At 57.5% G+C, this 20,951-nt stretch carries 22 protein-coding genes; 6 read left to right on the top strand and 16 right to left on the bottom strand.

What is annotated here, in order from left to right:
• Window positions 1–92: 92 nt before the first annotated feature.
• The 8 genes from phnK to KGA69_RS04475 form a co-directional block, all read right to left on the bottom strand.
• Entirely contained in the window at window positions 93–851 is a 759-nt protein-coding gene (phnK, locus tag KGA69_RS04510; RefSeq protein ID WP_213292870.1) for a phosphonate C-P lyase system protein PhnK, read from the bottom strand.
• Window positions 848–1,696: an alpha-D-ribose 1-methylphosphonate 5-phosphate C-P-lyase PhnJ gene (locus tag KGA69_RS04505; RefSeq protein WP_015368699.1), complete on the bottom strand. Its 849-nt coding sequence runs from the start codon at window positions 1,694–1,696 to the stop codon at window positions 848–850. Before KGA69_RS04505 ends, phnK begins: the two co-directional genes overlap by 4 nt.
• Complete coding sequence (locus KGA69_RS04500; protein ID WP_213292869.1) at window positions 1,689–2,753, bottom strand: carbon-phosphorus lyase complex subunit; 1,065 nt, start codon at window positions 2,751–2,753, stop codon at window positions 1,689–1,691. The genes KGA69_RS04505 and KGA69_RS04500 overlap by 8 nt, the downstream gene beginning before the upstream one ends.
• Window positions 2,754–3,338 (bottom strand): phosphonate C-P lyase system protein PhnH, encoded by a 585-nt coding sequence (gene phnH / locus KGA69_RS04495; protein ID WP_213292868.1) that lies wholly within the window; start codon window positions 3,336–3,338, stop codon window positions 2,754–2,756.
• The gene (gene phnG / locus KGA69_RS04490; protein WP_045396504.1) at window positions 3,335–3,787 is read right to left on the bottom strand and encodes a phosphonate C-P lyase system protein PhnG; all 453 of its coding nucleotides are present in this window, start codon (window positions 3,785–3,787) and stop codon (window positions 3,335–3,337) included. The genes phnH and phnG overlap by 4 nt, the downstream gene beginning before the upstream one ends.
• Window positions 3,788–4,513: a phosphonate metabolism transcriptional regulator PhnF gene (gene phnF, locus KGA69_RS04485; protein WP_213292867.1), complete on the bottom strand. Its 726-nt coding sequence runs from the start codon at window positions 4,511–4,513 to the stop codon at window positions 3,788–3,790. It lies immediately after the preceding gene.
• A gap of 156 nt (window positions 4,514–4,669) precedes the next feature.
• Window positions 4,670–5,104: a VOC family metalloprotein YjdN gene (gene yjdN, locus KGA69_RS04480; RefSeq protein WP_045396544.1), complete on the bottom strand. Its 435-nt coding sequence runs from the start codon at window positions 5,102–5,104 to the stop codon at window positions 4,670–4,672.
• 284 nt (window positions 5,105–5,388) lie between these two features.
• Window positions 5,389–5,724 carry a zinc ribbon domain-containing protein YjdM gene (locus tag KGA69_RS04475; protein WP_015368693.1) on the bottom strand — a complete coding sequence of 112 codons (336 nt, stop codon included), beginning with the start codon at window positions 5,722–5,724 and terminating at the stop codon, window positions 5,389–5,391.
• Between the two features lie 534 nt (window positions 5,725–6,258).
• Here KGA69_RS04475 and proP point away from each other — a divergent pair.
• Window positions 6,259–7,761 carry a glycine betaine/L-proline transporter ProP gene (gene proP, locus KGA69_RS04470; RefSeq protein WP_020079848.1) on the top strand — a complete coding sequence of 501 codons (1,503 nt, stop codon included), beginning with the start codon at window positions 6,259–6,261 and terminating at the stop codon, window positions 7,759–7,761.
• Between the two features lie 50 nt (window positions 7,762–7,811).
• Here the strand turns inward: proP and melR are convergent, their stop codons facing one another.
• Window positions 7,812–8,750, bottom strand: coding sequence for a transcriptional regulator MelR (gene melR, locus KGA69_RS04465; protein WP_032715623.1), 939 nt, complete (start codon window positions 8,748–8,750; stop codon window positions 7,812–7,814).
• A 239-nt stretch (window positions 8,751–8,989) separates the two neighbouring features.
• Here melR and KGA69_RS04460 point away from each other — a divergent pair, with 239 nt between their 5' ends.
• The 4 genes from KGA69_RS04460 (at window position 8,990) to KGA69_RS04445 (ending at window position 13,462) form a co-directional block, all read left to right on the top strand.
• Window positions 8,990–10,342 carry an alpha-glucosidase/alpha-galactosidase gene (locus tag KGA69_RS04460; protein ID WP_045396499.1) on the top strand — a complete coding sequence of 451 codons (1,353 nt, stop codon included), beginning with the start codon at window positions 8,990–8,992 and terminating at the stop codon, window positions 10,340–10,342.
• Window positions 10,343–10,434: 92 nt separating this feature from the next.
• Window positions 10,435–11,850, top strand: coding sequence for a melibiose:sodium transporter MelB (gene melB, locus KGA69_RS04455; RefSeq protein WP_047065954.1), 1,416 nt, complete (start codon window positions 10,435–10,437; stop codon window positions 11,848–11,850).
• 274 nt (window positions 11,851–12,124) lie between these two features.
• Window positions 12,125–13,081 (top strand): plasmid stability protein StbA, encoded by a 957-nt coding sequence (locus KGA69_RS04450; RefSeq protein ID WP_015368687.1) that lies wholly within the window; start codon window positions 12,125–12,127, stop codon window positions 13,079–13,081.
• A gap of 9 nt (window positions 13,082–13,090) precedes the next feature.
• Window positions 13,091–13,462: a plasmid partitioning/stability family protein gene (locus tag KGA69_RS04445; RefSeq protein WP_015704087.1), complete on the top strand. Its 372-nt coding sequence runs from the start codon at window positions 13,091–13,093 to the stop codon at window positions 13,460–13,462.
• 309 nt (window positions 13,463–13,771) lie between these two features.
• On the opposite strand, the gene KGA69_RS04440 is transcribed toward KGA69_RS04445, so the two are convergent.
• The 4 genes from KGA69_RS04440 to KGA69_RS04425 form a co-directional block, all read right to left on the bottom strand.
• A complete protein-coding gene (locus tag KGA69_RS04440; RefSeq protein ID WP_213292866.1) occupies window positions 13,772–13,918 on the bottom strand; it encodes a hypothetical protein in 147 nt (48 codons plus the stop codon).
• 139 nt (window positions 13,919–14,057) lie between these two features.
• Window positions 14,058–14,363 carry a chaperone modulator CbpM gene (gene cbpM / locus KGA69_RS04435; RefSeq protein ID WP_015368685.1) on the bottom strand — a complete coding sequence of 102 codons (306 nt, stop codon included), beginning with the start codon at window positions 14,361–14,363 and terminating at the stop codon, window positions 14,058–14,060.
• Window positions 14,363–15,280 carry a curved DNA-binding protein gene (cbpA, locus tag KGA69_RS04430; RefSeq protein WP_047046356.1) on the bottom strand — a complete coding sequence of 306 codons (918 nt, stop codon included), beginning with the start codon at window positions 15,278–15,280 and terminating at the stop codon, window positions 14,363–14,365. Before cbpA ends, cbpM begins: the two co-directional genes overlap by 1 nt.
• Window positions 15,281–15,421: 141 nt before the next feature.
• Window positions 15,422–16,105, bottom strand: coding sequence for a TerC family protein (locus KGA69_RS04425; protein WP_045396487.1), 684 nt, complete (start codon window positions 16,103–16,105; stop codon window positions 15,422–15,424).
• A gap of 220 nt (window positions 16,106–16,325) precedes the next feature.
• On the opposite strand from KGA69_RS04425, the gene KGA69_RS04420 reads away from it, so the two are divergent.
• Entirely contained in the window at window positions 16,326–17,117 is a 792-nt protein-coding gene (locus tag KGA69_RS04420; RefSeq protein ID WP_213292865.1) for a DsbA family protein, read from the top strand.
• A gap of 58 nt (window positions 17,118–17,175) precedes the next feature.
• Here the strand turns inward: KGA69_RS04420 and pgaD are convergent, their stop codons facing one another.
• From pgaD to pgaB, 3 genes are read right to left on the bottom strand one after another with little or no spacing between them, the layout of a single operon-like run.
• The gene (pgaD, locus tag KGA69_RS04415; protein ID WP_045396482.1) at window positions 17,176–17,610 is read right to left on the bottom strand and encodes a poly-beta-1,6-N-acetyl-D-glucosamine biosynthesis protein PgaD; all 435 of its coding nucleotides are present in this window, start codon (window positions 17,608–17,610) and stop codon (window positions 17,176–17,178) included.
• Window positions 17,607–18,938, bottom strand: a complete 1,332-nt coding sequence (pgaC, locus tag KGA69_RS04410) for a poly-beta-1,6-N-acetyl-D-glucosamine synthase (protein ID WP_047078506.1) — start codon at window positions 18,936–18,938, stop codon at window positions 17,607–17,609. Before pgaC ends, pgaD begins: the two co-directional genes overlap by 4 nt.
• On the bottom strand, window positions 18,931–20,916 hold the full coding sequence (pgaB, locus tag KGA69_RS04405) for a poly-beta-1,6-N-acetyl-D-glucosamine N-deacetylase PgaB (protein ID WP_380377833.1): 1,986 nt from the start codon (window positions 20,914–20,916) through the stop codon (window positions 18,931–18,933). The genes pgaC and pgaB overlap by 8 nt, the downstream gene beginning before the upstream one ends.
• Between the last annotated feature and the right edge of the window lie 35 nt (window positions 20,917–20,951).

Here is a 20,951-nt window from a genome sequence, read left to right as displayed (position 1 = left end):
GGTTGGAGTGCCGGGTGGCGCTTCGCTTACCCGGCCTACGAATAACGCACCTGTAGGCCGGATAAGGCGCAGCCGCATCCGGCAAAACAGCATCAATTCTGCAACACCGACGACACCAGCAGCTGGGTGTAAGGATGGTGCGGATCGTCGAGCACCCGGTCGGTTAAGCCACTTTCCACCACCTGTCCTTGTTTCATCACCAGCAGACGGTTCGCCAGCAGGCGAGCGACGCCGAGATCGTGGGTGACGATCACCACCGCCAGACCCAGCTCCACCACCAGCCCGCGCAGGAGATCGAGCAGGCGCGCCTGTACCGAGACGTCCAGCCCGCCGGTGGGTTCATCCATAAACACCAGTTTCGGCTGCGTCACGAGATTGCGGGCGATATGCAAGCGCTGCTGCATACCGCCGGAAAAGGTGGTCGGCAGGTCGTCGATGCGGGAAGGCGGGATCTCCACCTCCTGCAGCCAGCGTTCGGCGGTGGCGCGAATGTCGCCGTAGTGGCGGGCGCCGGTCGCCATCAGCCGTTCGCCGATGTTGCCGCCCGCCGAGACCTGGCGACGCAGGCCGTCCATCGGGTGCTGATGCACAACGCCCCATTCGGTGCGTAGCAGGCGGCGGCGTTCGGCTTCGCTCATGGCGTACAGCGAGCGCTGTTGATACCGCACTTCACCCTGTTGCGGCGCCAGACGAGCGGAAATCGCTTTCAGCAGCGTGGTTTTACCGGAGCCGGATTCGCCGACGATACCGAGCACTTCGCCCGGCCACAGCTCGAAAGAGACATCGCTAAAACCTTTGCCCGGCGCATAGAGATGGGTCAGGTGATTGACTGCAAGTAACGGCTGGCTCATTTTTTCTGCGCCTCGCTCTGTTGGCGGCAATAATCGGTATCGGAGCAGACAAACATCCGCTGGCCGCTGTCATCCAGCACCACTTCGTCAAGATAGCTGTGACGCGAACCGCAAATGGCGCAGGGTTCATCCCACTCCTGCACGCTAAACGGGTGATCGTCGAAATCGAGGCTTTCGACTGCGGTATAGGGCGGCACCGCGTAGATACGCTTTTCGCGCCCGGCGCCGAACAGCTGCAGCGCCGGCATCATGTGCATTTTGGGGTTATCGAATTTCGGGATCGGCGAAGGGTCCATCACGTAGCGGCCGTTCACCTTCACCGGATAGGCGTAGGTGGTGGCGATGTGGCCGAAGCGGGCGATATCCTCATACAGCTTCACCTGCATTACGCCGTACTCTTCCAGCGCGTGCATGGTGCGGGTTTCGGTTTCGCGCGGTTCGATAAAGCGCAGCGGCTCCGGGATCGGCACCTGATAGATCAGGATCTGATCTTCCACCAGCGGCGTTTCCGGGATCCGGTGGCGGGTCTGGATCAGGGTGGCGTCTTCGGTGCGTTCGGTGGTGGCGACACCGGTTACGCGTTTAAAGAACTGGCGGATCGACACCGCGTTGGTGGTGTCATCGGCGCCCTGATCGATGACCTTCAGTACGTCGTTCTCGCCGATAACGCTGGCGGTCAGTTGGATCCCGCCGGTACCCCAACCGTAGGGCATCGGCATTTCGCGGCCGCCGAAGGGCACCTGATAGCCGGGAATGGCCACCGCTTTCAGTATCGCCCGGCGGATCATGCGCTTGGTTTGCTCATCAAGATAAGCAAAGTTATAGCCAGTCAGTGGGTTAGCCACGTTCGTTCTCCCGTTGCAGGCGTTTCAACAGCGCCAGTTCGGCCTGGAAATCGACATAGTGCGGCAGTTTCAGATGCGAGACGAAACCGGCGGCTTCAACGTTATCGGCGTGCGCCAGCACGAACTCTTCGTCCTGGGCCGGTCCGCTTATCTCTTCGCCGTATTCCGGCGCCTGAAGGGCACGGTCGACCAGCGCCATGGCCATCGCTTTACGCTCGCTCATGCCAAACGTCAGGCCGTAGCCGCGGGTGAAGTGCGGCGGCTCATCCTCTGGATCGACAAAGCCGTTGACCATTTCGCATTCGGTCAGCAGCAGCTCGCCAATATTGACGCTAAAACCCAACTCTTCCGGCACGATTTCCACCTGCACGTAGCCGCTGCGGATCTCGCCGGCAAACGGGTGATTGCGGCCATAGCCGCGCTGGGTCGAGTAGGCCAGCGCCAGCAGATAGCCTTCATCGCCGCGTACCAGCTGCTGCAGCCGCGAGGAGCGCGAGCAGGGATAGACCGGCGGGGTGCGGGTGATATCGTCAGGCGGCGCGCCGCAGTCCGCTTCCGCTTTGGCCAGCCCCTGTTGCGCCAGCAGGTTGAAGACGTGCGGCGTCGGCTGCGTTTCGCTACCGGCTTTCTGCACCGACGGCGGTTCGCCGTTGGCCAGCAGGGTAAAATCGAGCAGGCGGTGGGTATAGTCGTAAGTGGGGCCCAGCAGCTGGCCGCCTGGGATATCTTTGTACACCGCGGAGATGCGGCGCTCGAGGCGCATTCCAGCGGTATCAACCGGTTCGCTGACCGCCAGCCGCGGCAGGGTGGTGCGGTAGGCGCGCAGCAGGAAAATGGCTTCGACGTTATCGCCGCTGGCCTGCTTCAGCGCCAGCGCCGCCAGTTCGCGGTCGGCGATTCCGCCTTCGGTCATCACCCGGTCCACCGCCAGGCTGAGCTGTTCGCTTATCTGGTCAACGCTCAGTTCGGGAAGCCGTCCATCGCCCCGTCGTTTCTGCTCTTGCAAGGCGTGAGCGGCGCTAATCGCCTTCTCGCCGCCTTTGACGGCAACATACATTTAGCACACCTCCACGTGGGTGGTACGCGGGATAGCCAGCAGGCGCTCGCCGCAGGTCAGGATCAGGTCAATGCCCAGCGGGAACGGGTGCGGGCGTTCGGTTAATTCGTCGATGATGCAGTCCGGCAGCTGTGGGGCGATCATTCGCTCCTCGGCAATGCCCGCGCCGGTCAGGCGCAGCATGCGTCCGCCGCTCAGGCTGGCTAGTTGAACAATCAGCGTGACGCCGGTTTCCGGCGCCGCCACGGTACCGGCGGAAAGGACATTAAGCTGTTCGGCGCTGATGGTGTCGCTGGCGACGGCAAATACCGCCTGCTGCGGCTGTTCCACCAGCGTCGCGCCGGTATGGAAGCGCAGATTTTGGCTGACCAGATCGTTATGCAGCGCGGCGGCCATCCATACCGGGGTGTCGTGATCGGCCAGGGTCAGCAGCAAGCTGGTGGAGGCGATATTCAATGGCTGCCAGCCGTGCTGAAGCTGCTGCAGAGAGACAATCACTCCCGGCTCGCTCATTGCTTTCAGCAGGCGGCGGAAACTGTGTTGGGCATCCTGCACCGGTAGGGTAAAGGCGGTTTGTAATGTCATGCGTTATCTCCGCGAACCAGAGTAAAGAAGTCGACCCGGCTGGCGTTGACTTCGGCGCGACGAGCATCGAGGCGCGCGCTGCGTTGTGCTTCCAGCGGGGTAATGAGGGTTTCCATTAAGGTGTGAAAATAGTGAGGCGATTGCAGCAGGCCGTCGATCGCCGCGCAGCGCTCGGCGTGTGGGCGATTGCGGCCTAAAATCCAGCTGTAGCCGAGGGTGCCATCGGCCAGGCGCACGGCGGCGCGGGTCAGGGTGGCGTCACCGGCAAAGAAACGATCGCCGATGCCGCCCATACGCGCCTGGAGCTGTACCAGCCCGGTTTCCGGGGCGCGAATTAATTCATACTCCGGCGCCAGCCGCAGCGATTGCATGCGCGCCAGAAGGTCCTGCGGTTCACTGTGGGCCAGCACAGACATCCAACGCTGGCGGGTGGCGGTATCGAAGTGCATTCAGTGCTCCATGGTGAATTCAATCATGTCGGCGCGGGACAGGCTGACGGAGTACTCCGTCGTGACTGTCTCGCCCTCGCGGCTATTGAGCGTGCGTACGCACAGCAGCGGTGCCATATTGGGGATTTCCAGCAGCTTGCTCTCTTTCGCCTGCGCGCGACGGGCGCTGATTTTGGTGCGCACGCGGGTCAGATCGACGGCGAGCTGGTCGCGCAGCAGGTCGTGGAGCGAACCGTGGGTGAAGGTTTGCAGCACCGGCCAGAAGCGCAGGTCGGCGAAGTAGTGGTCAATCAAACACAGCGCCACGCCGTTGACCCGGCGCAGGGTGCGCAGATGAATGACGGTTTCGCCTTCGGCAATGCCAAAGGCTTCGGCGACATGGCTGCTGGCCGGGCGCAGCACCGACAGCAGTTTCTCGCTGGTCGGGTGGCTGCCTTGTTCCAGCAGGTTCTGGCTGAAGCGTGCCTGGGCGTTGAGCGGGTAGTCGATGGGGCGCATCAGTACCAGCACGCCGACGCCCTGGCGGCGCTGGACCCAGCCGCGTTCCACCAGTTGATCGATGGCGCGACGTAGGGTGTGGCGGTTGACTTCAAAGCGCGCCGCCAACTGCTGTTCCGCAGGCAAATAATCGCCGCAGCGATAGTGATGGCGCAGCTCCTGTTCAAGCCTGGCGGCAATTTCCTGATACCGGGTGGGGTAACTGGTCGGATGTCTGGATAAGTACATGGTTATCGAGCCTCACTAAGCACCTTGGGGATCCCCGTTGAGCGTGGGCCGATACTGACGCGTTTTTGTTACATTCCTGTTAAGTCACGATGACCGCAGGATGAAGAGTTAATGCCGGTGAGATGACAGGGCGGAGAAGCCGCCCTGGAGAGAAGATTAGGGTTGTTTGACGACGTTAACCATCCACGGCACGCCGAAGCGATCGACGACTTTGCCGAAACCGTGGGCCCAGAAGGTCTCCTGCCACGCCATTTCGATGCGCCCGCCATCGGCCAGCGCCTCAAACCAGTGTTTGCCTTCAGCAATATCTTTCGGCTCCAGCACGAGGACGAATCCCGCGTAATGTTCCATGTCGCTACTGGGGCTATCGCTCAGCATCAGAATACTGTCGGCGACCTGCAGGCTGGCATGGGCGATGCAGTCGGCGGCAAGATGCTGCCCGGAGGCGCAGCCATCGTCGGCATCCTGGGCGCTCTGCGGCATTTCGCCGTAGGTGATTTGGTGGATAAGCTGCGCCCCCAGCGCCTGCTGATAGAAGGCGATGGCGGCAGCGCAGTTGCCGCTAAAAGCAATGTAAGGACTCAGGGACATAACCATGACCTCAGATAACCAGTGACCCATAAAGCGTAGTTGGTGACGGGCAAAAGAAGCCAGGCGGCAAAGCGGGGTGAATTTTTCTGAAAATGCGTCGCCGCGTGGCGGGAAGGCAGAGACGAAATGAGAATTGATCGCGCGGTTTGGCTGGAAGGTTCCGGGAATAATTTTGGCGAAATGAGCGATATAATTTGGCGACGATCCGCCGCTGATATTCGGACGCGCCGGCGAGGTTGCCGCCAGCGCCGGAAAAATAATAGCGCTGGCGTGAAAAAATTTAATTAGTTCTTTTTGACGAATTCAGATTTCAGCTTCATCGGGCCAAAACCGTCAATTTTGCAGTCGATGTTGTGATCGCCTTCGACCAGACGGATATTCTTCACTTTGGTGCCGATTTTCAGCATGGAAGAGCTGCCTTTTACCTTCAGATCTTTCACCACGGTCACGCTGTCGCCATCGGCAAGTAAGTTGCCGTTAGCGTCTTTTACGATCAGCGCGTCGGCGTCATCGGCCGGCTCGGCATTGTTCCACTCGTGGGCGCATTCCGGGCAGATGTACATGCCGTTATCTTCATATGTGTATTCAGAATGGCATTTTGGGCAGTGTGGAAGTTGCATGGCGTTCCTCGTGATTACTGGGAAAAACAGGACGTTGGTCCGTTAAACAGCGGCTGTGAGCCGAAAGTGCGGCTGATTATAGCGCAATCCCGCACTTTTGTCGGGTATTTTTTCCAGGAAATAACGCAGGGTAATTATTTTGGCTTTACGGAGAATATGCTGAAAAACAGACGTTAATAAAGTCCATAAATAAACATCAGCGGCGAAACAGAGATTGAACTTATTCATTTTATTTGGCTCTGTAATTAAGCTGGGCGAATTTTTCGTGAAGTTGATCCCAAATTTAAACGCTGGTAGGGTAAAAAGGGATGTAAGTAAATTCGTCACTGCTTATTTGGTAAGTGAATTATTAATTTAAGGCCAGAGCAGGCGTCAACAGGTTCGGTTGTACACTCTGTCAGAAAGACAGTGCAGGCAAACCTGCTACGCTTGAAATGTGGAGCACAGCACTTCGCCGCTCCCAACGTACGTCGCGAATGACCTCGTCATTTGGCGAGGAGTCGTGCGCTCAAGGCGATAGCACAGAGGAAAAGTATGCTTAAAAGGAAAAAAATAAAGCCGATTACGCTTAGGGATGTCACCATCATCGATGATGGTAAGTTGCGAAAAGCCATCACCGCGGCCTCGCTCGGTAATGCGATGGAGTGGTTCGATTTCGGTGTGTATGGTTTTGTGGCTTATGCCCTTGGTAAAGTCTTCTTCCCCGATGCCGATCCCAGCGTGCAGATGATTGCCGCGCTCGGTACTTTCTCGGTTCCCTTCTTGATTCGTCCGCTCGGCGGCCTGTTCTTCGGGATGCTCGGCGATAAATACGGTCGACAAAAAATCTTAGCGATCACCATCGTTATTATGTCGATAAGTACATTCTGTATCGGTCTTATTCCGTCGTATGCCACCATTGGTATCTGGGCGCCGATTCTGCTGCTGCTGTGTAAAATGGCGCAGGGCTTCTCGGTGGGCGGCGAATATACCGGGGCGTCGATCTTCGTGGCCGAATACTCGCCTGACCGTAAACGCGGGTTTATGGGCAGCTGGCTGGACTTCGGTTCGATTGCCGGCTTCGTAATGGGCGCAGGCGTGGTGGTACTGATTTCAAGCGTGGTGGGTGAAGAGAACTTCCTCGACTGGGGCTGGCGTATCCCGTTCTTCCTGGCGCTGCCGCTAGGGATTATCGGCCTGTACCTGCGTCACGCGCTGGAAGAGACGCCGGCGTTCCAGCAGCACGTGGATACCCTTGAACAGGGCGACCGCGAAGGTCTGCAGGAAGGTCCGAAGGTCTCCTTTAAAGAGATTGCCACCAAGCACTGGCGCAGCCTGCTGACCTGTATTGGCCTGGTGATTTCCACCAACGTGACCTATTACATGCTGTTGACCTACATGCCGAGCTACCTGTCGCATAACCTGCACTACTCGGAAGATCACGGCGTACTGATTATTATCGCCATTATGGTCGGCATGCTGTTTGTCCAGCCGGTTATCGGCATGCTGAGCGACCGTTTTGGCCGCCGTCCGTTTATCCTGGTGGGTAGCGTCGCGCTGTTCACGCTGTCTATCCCGGCCTTTATCATGATTAACAGTAACGTGATTGGCCTGATCTTCGCCGGTCTGCTGCTGCTGGCGGTGGTGCTGAACTGCTTTATCGGCGTGATGGCCTCATCGCTGCCGGCGATGTTCCCGACCCACATCCGCTTCAGCGCTCTGGCCAGCGCCTTTAACATCTCGGTGCTGATCGCCGGTCTGACGCCGACGCTGGCGGCATGGCTGGTGGAAACCACCCAGAACCTGATGATGCCGGCTTACTATCTGATGGTGATTGCGGTGATTGGTCTGATTACCGGCCTGTCGATGAAAGAGACCGCTAACCGTCCGCTGAAAGGGGCGACGCCGGCGGCATCTGATATCCAGGAAGCGAAAGAAATTCTGGGCGAGCACTACGATAATATCGAGCATAAAATCGAAGATATCGATCAGGAAATCGCCGACCTGCAGGAAAAACGCGCCCGTCTGGTACAGCAGCATCCGCGTATCAACGACTAACCGCTTTTCACTGTTCACGATGCCGCCTGGGGATACCCCGGCGGCATTTTTTATGGCTGCGGCGACGCAAGGCTGTGGCGGCGCTGTTGGCTCAATTTACGGTACTGCTGCGGCGGCATGCCGACGTAGCGGGTAAAGGTGCTGTAGAAGCGGCTGCTGGACCGGAACCCGGCGGTGAGGGCGATATCAAGGATGGTCTTATCGGTGTCGCTCAGCAGCGCGCGCACGTGATTGATGCGCATGGCGGTGATGTACTGCTTCATGGTCTGCTGCATTACCCGCTGAAAAACGCCCATCGCGTAGTTTGGGTTAAGTTTAACGTGCTCGGCGACGGCATCGACGGTCAGCGCCTGGTCATAATGGGCGGCGATAAATTCCAGCATCTGGCTAACGTAAAATTGCGCGTGGCGCGAGACGCTGTTCTTGTGGGTGCGCGAGGTCTTATTGACCAGAATAGGCTGCCAGCCGGCGAGGCTCAGCCGCTTGAGCATCAGGGCGATTTCATCGATCGCCAACTGGCGAATCTGTTCATTCTCGTGATTCAACTCCTGCTGCCAACGCCGTACTTCAAAAGCGCTTAACTGCTGGGCGGCGAGAGATTTAATCACCATCCCGTGGGTGACGTGATTTATCAGTTCGCGATCCAGCGGCCACGACAGAAACAGATGCATCGGCAGGTTGAATATCGCCATCTGCTGGCAGTCGCCCGGGCGGGTCAGTTGATGCGGCGTACAGGCCCAAAACAGGGTGATATAGCCTTTCTCAATGCGCACCACTTCATTGTTAATCAAATACTCCACGTCGCCGTCGAACGGCACGTTGACCTCTACCTGGCCGTGCCAGTGGCTGGTGGCCATGGCGTGCGGCGGGCGCAGTTCGATATCCATGCGCTGATACTCGGAATAGAGCGCCAGCGGGCTGCGGCTCTGCTTTTCATCGCTGCTGCACATGTGCGGGTCGGGGGGCAGGGAGGTGAAGCGGTGTTCCATCATGGGCGGATTCCTGGATCGTCAGAGTGGCTGCGTTTTTAGCCTGAACTGATTACAGCTTAGCGGAATCATCGGCCCGTTTTCTCTCCTTTTAAGCCGATCTATTCCCAAAAACTCAGATTTTGTGGCGCTTAATGGCCGATCTGAGTTTCCGGGAATGCTCCGGCGGGAACGGGGCAGCGCAGCGGAGAGCGGCATGCCACTCTGAAAGTGTTCAATGACCTGATGGAGAGAGCGCGATGTCTGCCCCCAAAATTACCTTTATCGGCGCCGGTTCGACGGTGTTTGTTAAAAATATTCTCGGTGATGTGTTCCAGCGCCCGGCGCTGAAATCGGCGCATATCGCGCTGATGGATATCGATGAAACCCGACTGGAAGAGTCGCATATCGTGGTGCGCAAACTGATGGATTCCGTCGGCGCGAATGGCGAAATTAGCTGCCATCGCGATCGTAAAACCGCCTTGCGGGACGCCGATTTTGTCGTCGTCGCCTTCCAGATTGGCGGCTATGAGCCCTGTACCGTCACCGATTTTGCAGTGTGTAAACGCCACGGGCTTGAGCAGACCATTGCCGATACGCTGGGGCCGGGAGGCATTATGCGCGCGCTGCGCACCATCCCGCACCTGTGGGCTATCTGCGACGATATGAGCGAGGTCTGCCCGGACGCCACCATGCTTAACTACGTTAATCCGATGGCGATGAACACCTGGGCGATGTACGCCCGCTACCCGCATATCAAGCAGGTGGGTCTGTGCCATTCGGTGCAAGGCACAGCGGAAGAGCTGGCGCGCGACCTTAACCTCGACCCGGCGGATTTACGTTACCGCTGCGCGGGCATTAACCATATGGCGTTCTATCTGTCGCTGGAGAAAAAGCTCGCGGACGGCAGTTACGTCAGTATCTATCCCGACCTGCTGCAGGCCTACGCCGAAGGACTGGCGCCGAAGCCGAACCTGCATGGCAATCCGCGCTGCGAAAACATCGTCCGCTATGAGATGTTCAAAAAGCTGGGCTACTTTGTCACCGAATCGTCGGAGCATTTCGCCGAATACACGCCATGGTTTATCAAGCCGGGGCGCGACGATCTTATCGCCCGTTATAAAGTGCCGCTGGATGAGTACCCTAAACGCTGCGTCGAGCAGCTGGCCAACTGGCATAAAGAGCTGGAGAGCTATAAGAGCGGCGAGCGTATCGAGGTTAAACCTTCACGCGAGTATGCCAGCACCATCATGAACGCTATCTGGACCGGCGAGCCGAGCGTCGTGTATGGCAACGTACGCAACGATGATCTCATCGACAATCTGCCGCAGGGCTGTTGCGTCGAAGTCCCTTGTCTGGTGGACGCTAACGGTATCCAGCCGACGAAAATCGGCGTGCTACCGGCGCATCTGGCGGCGCTGATGCAGACCAACATCAACGTGCAGACGCTGCTAACGGAGGCCATCCTGACGGAAAATCGCGATTACGTTTATTACGCCACGATGATGGATCCGCACACCGCCGCGGTGCTGGGGATCGAAGAGATCTACGCGCTGGTGGACGATCTGATCGCCAGCCACGGCGACTGGCTGCCGGCCTGGCTGCACCGTTAATTTTCTCATGCCGCCGGGGGATCTGGCCCGGCGGCGCCTGCCATGCTCTATCAAACGCTAAAGGAGGCGCTGGCGACAGCGACCTGTACCCTATGAGTATTTCAATGACAACAAAGCTCAGCTACGGATTTGGTGCCTTTGGTAAAGATTTCGCTATCGGTATCGTTTACATGTATCTGATGTATTACTACACCGATATTGTTGGCTTATCGGTTGGGGTGGTTGGCACCTTGTTCCTGGTGGCGAGGATCCTCGATGCGATAGCCGATCCGATCATGGGATGGATCGTCAACTGCACGCGATCGCGATGGGGGAAGTTCAAGCCGTGGATCCTGATCGGGACTATCACCAACTCGGTGGTGCTGTATATGCTGTTCAGCGCCCATCACTTCAGCGGCGGAGCGCTACTGGCGTGGGTGTGGCTGACCTACCTGCTGTGGGGCTTCACCTATACCATCATGGATGTGCCGTTCTGGTCGCTGGTGCCGACCATTACCCTTGATAAACGCGAACGTGAACAACTGGTGCCTTACCCGCGCTTTTTCGCCAGCCTTGCCGGGTTTGTGACCGCCGGCGTCACGCTGCCGTTTGTCAGCGCCGTCGGCGGCGCCGATCGCGGCTTCGGTTTCCAGATGTTTACCCTGGTGCTGATTGCCTTCTTCGTGGTCTCCACCCTCGTTACCTTACGCAACGTCCATGAGGTTTACTCGTCGGATAGCGGCGTGAGCGAGGATTCCAGCCATCTTTCACTGCGCCAGATGGTGGCGCTCATCTATAAAAACGATCAGCTGGCCTGCCTGTTGGGCATGGCGCTGGCCTATAACACGGCGGCGAATATTATCGCCGGCTTCGCGATTTATTACTTTACCTACGTTATCGGCAGCGCGGAGATGTTCCCGTATTACATGTCCTACGCGGGGGCGGCGAATTTGCTGACGCTGATCCTGTTCCCACGGCTGGTGAAAGGGCTGTCGCGGCGCATTCTGTGGGCGGGAGCATCTATCATGCCGGTGCTGGGCTGCGGCGTGCTGTTGCTGATGGCGCTGAGCGGCGTTTACAACATCGTGCTGATTTCGCTTGCCGGGGTGCTGTTGAATATCGGCACCGCGCTGTTCTGGGTGCTACAGGTCATTATGGTGGCCGATACCGTTGATTACGGCGAATATACGATGAATATCCGCTGCGAAAGCATCGCCTACTCGGTGCAGACGCTGGTGGTCAAAGCCGGTTCGGCGTTTGCGGCCTGGTTTATCGCCATCGTGCTGGGTATCATTGGCTACGTGCCGAATACGGCGCAATCGCCTCACACGCTGCTGGGGATGCAGGCGATTATGATTGCGCTGCCGACGCTCTTTTTTGCCCTGACGCTGTTTCTTTATTTCCGTTATTACAAGCTGAATGGCGATATGTTGCGACGTATTCAGATTCACCTGCTGGATAAATATCGTCGGGTACCGGAAAATGTCGTCGAGCCGGAACGGCCGATTGTGGTACCCAATCAGGTGTAAAAAGCGTGCGAAAACCGCTGGCGAAAGAGGGGAGGGATGCTCTCTTTTTGCGCAAAAATAGCGTTTAAAACAGACAGAAATGAAAATTTTAACTTCTCTGATTTGTCTCTTATAGTTCTCTCTTTGAGCTCAATAGGTTAATTGAAATCTCTATTGTTTCTCAAATAAAACTCAGAATTGTCTCTTTTTCGTGCTCTTGCGCTGCTTTTTAACTCTTGCTACTCTTTTTGGGTCTTACATTTTCTCTTATTTGTCTCAGTGATGGAGCAATGCGATGCGCATTTTTATCGATGATGGTTCAACCAATATCAAAATGCTGTGGGAGCAAGATGGCGAAACTTTCACCCATATCAGCCCCAATAGTTTCAAGCGCGGCTGGTCTGCCACTTTCGGCGCCGGGAAGCCATTTAACTACACCGTGGATGATGAAAAGTACTCTTTCGACCTGATCACCCCCGATGCGTTACCCACCAACAATATTGATTGGCAATACAGCCCATTGAACTCCATCGCTGTCCATCATGCGCTGCTGACCAGTGGTCTGGAACCGCAGGATGTCGAGATTGTGGTCACCCTGCCGCTGACCGAATTTTATGATGAAGATGCGCAATATCGTCTTGATAACATTGAGCGTAAGAAAAAGAGCCTGCTGCGCGAAGTTAAACTGAATAAAGGCGTGGTGTTCAATATCACCAAAGTCACCGTGCGTCCGGAATCCATTCCGGCGGGTATTAGCCTGTGCGATGAGCTGAAACCATCGCATTCGGTGCTGATTGTCGACCTCGGCGGCACCACGCTGGATATTTCGATGGTGGCCGGGCAGATGACCTCGGTTTCGCGCATTTATGGCGACCCGAAGCTGGGCGTATCGCTGGTGACCGACGCCGTTAAGCTGGCGCTGGCCCGGGCGAATACCGATACCTCGAGCTATAACGTTGACCAGATAATCATCAACCGCCACGACGAAGAGTATTTGACCGATAACATCAACGATCCGGATGCGGTATCGGAGGTGAAAAAGGTTATCTCTAATAGCATCGAACGCCTGACGACTCGCGTTCTGACGGCGATTGATAGTTTTAAAGGCTATTCGCACGCCATCGTGATTGGCGGCGGCGCGCCGCTGGTTGCCGATGCGATTCGCGAACGCATGGGTCTGCGCGAAGATCGCTTTGTGGTGGCCGACGAGCCGCAGTTCGCCCTCGTGCGTGGTCTGAAAATTATTGGTTAAGGAGCGTCTATGACTCTGGACCGCAGAAAGGTTCTGATTTACCTGCGCCCGGATATCAGCGCCAGCGAGCGCTTTGCGGACGCGAAAATTGAGGCCCATCATCGCGGCGATCGCGGGGATATGTCGCGTACGGCGCTGTTGGCGGGGTTAGCGTTGGGTGAAGTTGATAGCCGGCTGCCGTCAATGCTGGCGGCGCTGCTGGCGGAAGATACGCCGCCGGAGACGTTGCGTAGAATGCTGGCCTCGTTTCTTGAGATTCAGCCAGCGTCTTCCGCTCCGGCATCCGCGCCAGCGGCTGCGCCGGTTAAGGCGCCCGAGCCGCCAGCCCCGGTGAGCGAGAGCGTCTCCGCGCGTAATCTCGCCGGCTCGCTGCCGGATTAAGCGCTTTGCCGGTTTGCGCTTCCAGTGCAATGGGTGGGCCCAATGCCATTTGTAGATACTGTTATCGGTTCGCAACCTTTAGCTTGAGAAAAGCGTTTATCTCGTTTCGCTCCGGAGGATATTGCGCTCCCGGTTAATTTTTCTGCAATATGTTTTCCGTGGCGCAGGGAGCGCACAGAGGGCGGCCAGTCGCCGCCGCCCTCTGTACTCCCGGGCTTTGGCCGCCAAAATCGCCACTTCGTGGTTCCTTCGACTTATCCCGGCAGGCTTCGGGTCGGGCCGAGGCTGCGTCCCTGCAAGTCACGGCCCTCAGCCCGCATCCATGCGGGCTGCCCCGGCCTGCCGGGAACGTCTCAGCGATTTTGAGGCCACCAGCACCGGCAGTTGCAGCCAGCATGGTGAATAAATTAAAGGCAGGCCGCACAGACCGTAGGCCGGATAAGGCGTAGCCGCCATCCGGCGCAAAGCGGTTCCTTATCCGCGGATATTGCCCGGCGGCGCTGCGCTTGCGCGGGCCTAAAGATCCAGTGCAATGGTGGGCCCAGTGCCATAGGTAGCCCGGGTAAGGCGGAACGCCGCGACCCGGGAACTCCGCTTAGCTGTGGGTCAAAAAGCGGGCCAGTCGCTGCTGCAGCAGGCGATTCTCGCGGGTTAGGCGCGCATTTTCATCCAGCAGCGTCAGCGCCACCGCAATCCCCGGCCAGTCCAGCTCCAGCTCGTTACGCAGGCGCACCGCGCGATGCACAATCGTCACCGCGCTGTCGTCAAACAGCCAGGTTTCAGCCTGCGGCTGGTGTGGCTCAATCATCCCTAAGCCGACGATCTCCGTCAGCTCCTCTTCCGACACCCCGGTGCGCAGGCACAACTCGGTGATGGTAAACGTCACTGTTACTTTAGCCATCAGGCTTTCCCCCATGTCTTACGCGGATCGAAGCTGGCTTCGCTTTCGGCGAGCTGCTGCCAGAGCTCACGCGCTTTTTCATCTGGTTTTGGCGGCATAACGATTTTGATGACGGCGAACAAATCGCCGGTGTGGGTTTTGCTCACCAACCCTTTGCCCTTGATACGCAGCCGTTGTCCCGCCTGACTACCCGCTGGAATTGTCAGCAGAATGCTCTCTTTCAGCGTCGGTACGGTGACTTTTGTCCCCAGCGCGGCTTCCCACGGCGCCAGCGGCAGTACGATCTCCAGGTTATGACCGTTGATGTCGAACAGCGGATGCGGCGCGATATGAATCACCAGCCACAGATCGCCATTCGGGCCGCCGTTTTCGCCCGGCGTCCCCTGGCCTTTCAGGCGAATACGCTGGCCATCGCTGACCCCCGCCGGAATTTTCACATTCAGGGTTTTCGGTGTTTCACTCTCAACCATGCCGAAGACGTTATAGACCGGCAGCTTGTAGCTGATGGTACGAGTCTGTTCGGTGAGGGTTTCTTCGAGGAACACCGCCACTTCGATTTCGACATCGTGGCCGCGCTCGGCGCGCTGGCGGCGGGCGTGATGCGCCTGCTGGCCGAACATCGAGGAGAAGATATCGTCGAAGTCCTGCTGGCTGTAGCTTTGTTCGTGGGCGTGCTGCTGGCGGTTGAACTGCGGATCGTTGCGGTGCTGCCAAAGTTGATCATATTCGGCGCGACGCTGATCGTCTTTGAGAACTTCCCATGCTTCGGCGAGATCTTTGAATTTTGCTTCGGCATCGGGTTCTTTGCTGACGTCGGGGTGATATTTACGCGCCAAACGGCGATAGGCGGTCTTGATGGTTTTCAGATCGTCCGTTGGCTTAACCCCTAGAATGGTATAATAATCCTTTAATTCCATGGTGTTATCTCATTTATGCTCAAAAATCTGGTCACAGAATCCCTGGATCAGGCGGCTCTATTAAGAGTAGGGCAAATGAGAAAGGGTGGCGGAGAAAAGTGGCGAAAACTTGACGCCGTCGGGGGTGACGGCGTCCAGTGATTATTCCGGGGTGCCGGAGCGGTAGTTGCGGCGCCATCCTTCCAGCAGCACCAACGCCGCGCCAATGGCCCCGGCAACAAAATGTAGATAATTCGGGGAATTGGGGAACAGCTGAACCAGGGTCGGATCGGTTATCATCATTGAACCGGCAATCCAGCCAATCAGCGCGCCGCCCAGTAATACGACCGAGGGAAAGCGAGTCAGGATTGCCAACACCAGCTTACTACCGGCGACAATAATCGGAATGCTGATTAATACCCCCAGCGCCACCAGTAACAGATGGCCTTTACCGGCGGCGGCCACGGCCAGTACGTTATCCAGCGACATGATGACATCGGCGACGGTGATGGTGACGGCGGTGCGCCACAGGCTGCTTGAGCTGCTGATATCGCTCTCTTCTTCTTCGTTGGCGACCAGCTTAACGCCAATCCACAGTAGCAGTAACGCGCCGACGATTTTTAGCCACGGCAACGACAACAAATAAATCGCCACCGCCAGCAGCACGACCCGTGCGATAATCGCGCCGAGAGTACCGATAACAATGGCTTTGGTGCGCAGATGCGCCGGCAGCTTGCGGCAGGCCATGGCGATGACCACCGCGTTATCGCCGCCTAATAACAAATCGATGGCGATGATTTGTAGCAAAATAACGGCGAAGTCCCACTGACTCAATATTTCGTTCATGCCTGGCTCGTATTGCAAATAATGTCGATCAAAAAAAGATGGGCGCAGGGTACTCCCGTTCTTCGCCCCTGACCACCCTTCAAGCCGTAGGGAGAATAGTGGCGTCTGACAAATAAAGTTACGAATCAATGCATAGACTGACAATGATTCGCCGCCAAAGGATGATATTTTGTCCGATTAAGCTCACCTGCCGTCTACTTTTTCGTAAGGACTTTTCAATATGTCTGGCATCAAGAATTTACTTATTCTCGCCCTGACGGGCGCTTCCCTGCTGCCGGCGCTGGCCAGCGCCGCTGACGCGCCGGCCGCGACTTTCACCGCGGAGCAGGAAGCGCGCATCGGCAAAATCGCCGCTGACTATCTGGTCGCCCATCCGGAAGTGCTATTGCAGGCCAGCCAAAAGCTGCAGCAAATTCAGGCGGAGCAGCAGGCCAGCGCCGCTACTCAGGCGGTAATCAAGAATGCCGACAAGCTGACGCAGGATAAGGCCACGCCAACCTACGGCCCGGCTAACGGTAAAGTCACCGTTATCGAATTCTTCGATTATCAATGCATCTACTGTAGCCGCCTTGCACCGGTTATGGAGCAGGTGATTAAAGATCATCCGCAATCCCGTTTTGCCTTTAAAGAGTGGCCGATTTTCGGCAGCCGCTGGGCAACCTCGCTGGACGCGGCGAAAACCGGCCTGCAGATTTATCAACAGAAAGGGGCTGAGGCCTATCTGACTTACCACAACGGCGTTTACGCTACCGGGCATAACGAAGGCAAACTGACGGCGGAGGACATCCAGCAGCAGGCGAAAAAGGTGAACTTTGACGCCAAAAAAGCGGCGGATGTCGAACCGGCGCTGGAAAACATTAACCAGCTGGCGCAGGAGATTGGCTTAAGCGGTACGCCTGGCGTGATTGTCATGCCGACTACCGGCGCGACCGAAGCGACCATTACCGTCTTCCCGGGACTGGCTGACAAAGCCTCGCTGGATGCGGCGATTAAGAAAGCCGGCGGTCAGTAATCTCACCGGGCTGAAAGAGGAAAGGCCGCACGTGATGCGGCCTTTTTTGGGGGGGCCGTTACCGTTCGACCTCCTCGTTCTGATTGATTTTCAAATCAATAATTCTGCCAATCTGGTCGTGGTATACCGTCAGCAGGTTATATTGGCTCATCTCGGAAATGATCTGCGGCGCGATATTAAAGCTCTCCGCCAGCTCTTCATGGCGCAGCGAGGCCATGCTGCCGTGCCGCCGGGCGTTATAACGGCGCAGATTGTACTGATACCACAAAATCAGCAGCCAGCCGTTAATTGCCGCCACCAATAAATAGACCAGCACGGTATTAAACGACGCCATAATTGCGTCCCAGCTGTCGTTACCGCGCTCGGTAAACTGCATCAGCAGGTTGGCATACAGAAAAAAGGCGAAGCCGGCCCACGCGATGGCGGTTAACACGCCGTCAAAGATCCGCGGCAACATGCGATGCTCGGTTAATATCAGAGTTTGTTCGTTCATGACATTCTTCCTTTACCTCTATCAGGGCTGACCCAGCGAGCCCTGGCGCGTTTACGTTTCAACATGACTTTGGGGAAGGCGACGATGGTGGTTAACAGGCCGATCATCCAGTACACCATCGGAAACCAGATCACCCAGAACAGCGAGCCGGCGACGCCGCGTTCATAGCGCCTTTCGATGTACAGGCTGGCGATAAACTGCAGCAGACACATCACCCCCAGCAGTAGCCCGGTAAATTCCGGCGGAAAAAGGCTGCGGACGGTCAGGTTCTCCGGCAGCGGGGCAAAATGGCTGGCGATGAACAGAAAAATGGTGACCGCATAGGCGAAGGCCCACAGCGTGGAGAGCGCATATTCGAGGAACAGCGGCCACATTCGGTGGTGTTCCCAGCGAAACAGGCGGCGCAGATTGACCAGGAAAACCTCGGCGCCGCCCTGCGCCCAGCGTAAACGCTGTTTCCACAGTCCCTTCAGCGTTTCCGGCATCAGGATCCAGCACAGCGCCCGCGGCTCGAAGAAAATCGCCCAATGACGTAGCTGCAGCTTCCAGCTGATATCGATATCTTCGGTGATCATATCCGGGCTCCAGTAGCCGACGTCCGCCAGCGCCTGGCGACGAAAAGCGGCAATCACCCCGGAGACGGTAAACACCCGGCCATAAATACGCTGGGTGCGCTTGATCAGCCCGATTATCGAAGAGAACTCGCCGACCTGAATGCGGCCAATCAGCGTCGAGCGGGTACGAATACGCGGATTACCGGTCACCGCGCCGACGTGGGGGTATTGGATCAGCGGCGCCACGAGGTAGGCGGCGGTATCGCGGTCGAGCAGGGCATCGCCGTCGATACACACCAGTAAGTCCCCGCGCGCGGCGGCAGCGCCGGCTTTCAGCGCTACCGCTTTCCCCTGATTTTCAGCCAGGTGAATCACCCGCAGCAGAGCGTACTCTTCCGCCAGTTGATTAAGCACCCTGGCGGTATCGTCGGAGGAACCGTCGTTGATGGCGATCACCTCAATGTTGCGATAGCGCTGCGCCAGCGCGGCTTCGATGGTCTCGCGGGCATTTTTCTCCTCGTTAAAGCAGGGAATCAAAATGGAGATCAGCGGATCGCCCGCAAGCTCCGGCGGCGGCGTCTCTTTACCCCATGGCCAGTGGCGCTCCAGTTGAAACCAGAAGTAGAGCCCGCCGGTTATCCACAGCACCGACATAAACAGCGGCCAGAAGAAGACGAAATCCAGTATCAACTCGCCGGTGAAAACGGCGGCCACGCCCAGCGGTAGCCCGAAAACCAGGCATAAAATCGAAAATGCGATAATGCGATCAGTCATTGTTGGGATACCAGTACGATGAAAACAGGGGCCTGATTTTTGAGATATCAGGCTGATTATTAAGAAAATCGTCGGGGTAGTAGCCGTAATTGTTGACGCCGTTGAGCTGTAACGTCCGCATCCAGTCAACCAGCTGTTGGTCAGGGATGGCGTTCTGCTGCGGGAGAGTCCAGTCTTTAGCCTGCAGCTCAAAAATGGTTTTCTTCAATGCGCCCGGTCTGGCGCTGACGGCGCGCACCAGACGCGCCAGCCACGCATCGCTTTCCGCAACCGGAACCGATTCCATCAGCGGCATCGCCATCGGCACCGTCCAGTCGTAGGCCGTCAGAAAATCATCGAGATTCTGCGCGAACCAGGCCTCGCTTTCCGGCTGCAGGATCGGCAGGGCAAAGATATTGCGCGCGGTTCTCACCTGCGGGCCGCGGATCTCTTTTACGCTCTGGCTGAGCGTGCGGGTGAAGTCGATAAGCGCCTGGCTTTTAAACCGCGTCCAGGCATGCAGCGTGGCGGGATTTTGGCGGATCTGCGCGATATCCTCCCAATGGCCCGCCGCCCGCCAGGCGGCCATCGCCCCGGCGCCGGCATCTTCATAATCCGTCAGCACCGCGTCGTCGTGGAACAGCACGCCGTCAAAGGTCGCGTAGCGGGCAAGGTCTTGATAAATATCGCGGATCTGATCGCGCACCTGGCTATTCCATGGCGACAGCCGTACATAGGGGCGAGTGGCCTGGCGCAGCGTGTTGCTCTGCGCATCCCAGCGCTGTACGCGCGGTAGCGAACCGTTCAGATCGAACGCCAGCACCGGCATCCACGCATACACTTTGGCGCCGCCGCGCGTTTGTAATTGCCAGGCGACGAAGTTGAAGAGATCGGCGCGCATCGGCAGGCGGCGGTTGGGGAAGTAGAGCGCTTTCACCGTGCCATCGCCGAGCGGATCGGAAAAGGCCTGCAGGAAAACGTGAGTGATTTTCATGTCGTAGACACGCTGGATCAGCTTATCGATATTTTTGCGCTGCTGAACCGGGTCTTTATCGTAGACATAATCGAGATCGACGTGCATCACCCGAACCGGCTCACGCTCCTGGATTTGCGTCACCTGGCTGGCGAAGGCCTTGATCGACGGATTGCCGGAGATAAGCAGACGGGGAATGTTATCCAAATCCCGCACATCGCCCAGACCATCGCCGAGGGTAAACGCCAGTTGATAGCCGCGGCTTTTCGCGATAGCCAGCGATGTGCCGTTGGCGGCGCCGTAGGGCCATACCCAGGCGCGCGGCGCTTTGCCGGTGACGTCGGCGATTTTGTCGCTCACTTTGCGCACGTCGGTATCGATGCGCTGGTGAAACTGCTGGTCGCTTTCGTAGCGTCCGCTGGCTTTATCATAAAAGCGGTTGGCAACCGCCGGTTCGCGGCTACCTTGCGGGTTGGCCTGAATACCGTAGTGCGAAGCCCAGGTATGCGCGCCGATTTCAACCAGCGGCGATTGCGCGAGCTCGCGCACCATCTCCCAGGTGGCGAAACGCTCGCGCGGGGTCATCAGTCCGCCGAAATCGACTTTTTTCTGCTCCGGCGTATCGACCCAGCTGCCTACCGGCGCCCACAGCGCCGGGACGTTCCAGGCTTTTAATAGCGGCCAGACCCGGGTGTAAAAACTGCTGTAGCCATCATCGAAACTCAGCAGAAATGCCTTTGGCGGCAGGGTGATTAACCCCGCGTTGGCGTCGAGAATATTTTGCACGCTGACGGCCTTATAACCATTGTGCAGCAGCCAGCCGATTTGATCGTTGAGCGCGCTGGTACGCACCGCCAGATAACGCTGATCGGCGGCATCGTCTTCTACATCGTGATAGGCCAATACCAGAAACTTATTCTGTGGCCAGGGCTTATTCGCCTCCGGCTGCGGCCGCGCGTCCGGCGGCAGAAAAGGAATCGTTTCTGCGCGAAGCGCGCAGGTCATCAGGAGCCAGCCGATAACCATCAGGCTGATGCGGATACTTTTGTTGACCATGTTTA

Origin of the sequence: Klebsiella sp. A52, from assembly GCF_018388785.1 — a bacterium.
Taxonomy (GTDB): Bacteria; Pseudomonadota; Gammaproteobacteria; order Enterobacterales; family Enterobacteriaceae; genus Klebsiella; species Klebsiella aerogenes.
The sequence above is the reverse complement of the archived record's forward strand: the minus strand, read 5'-3'. Positions and strand labels throughout refer to the sequence as shown.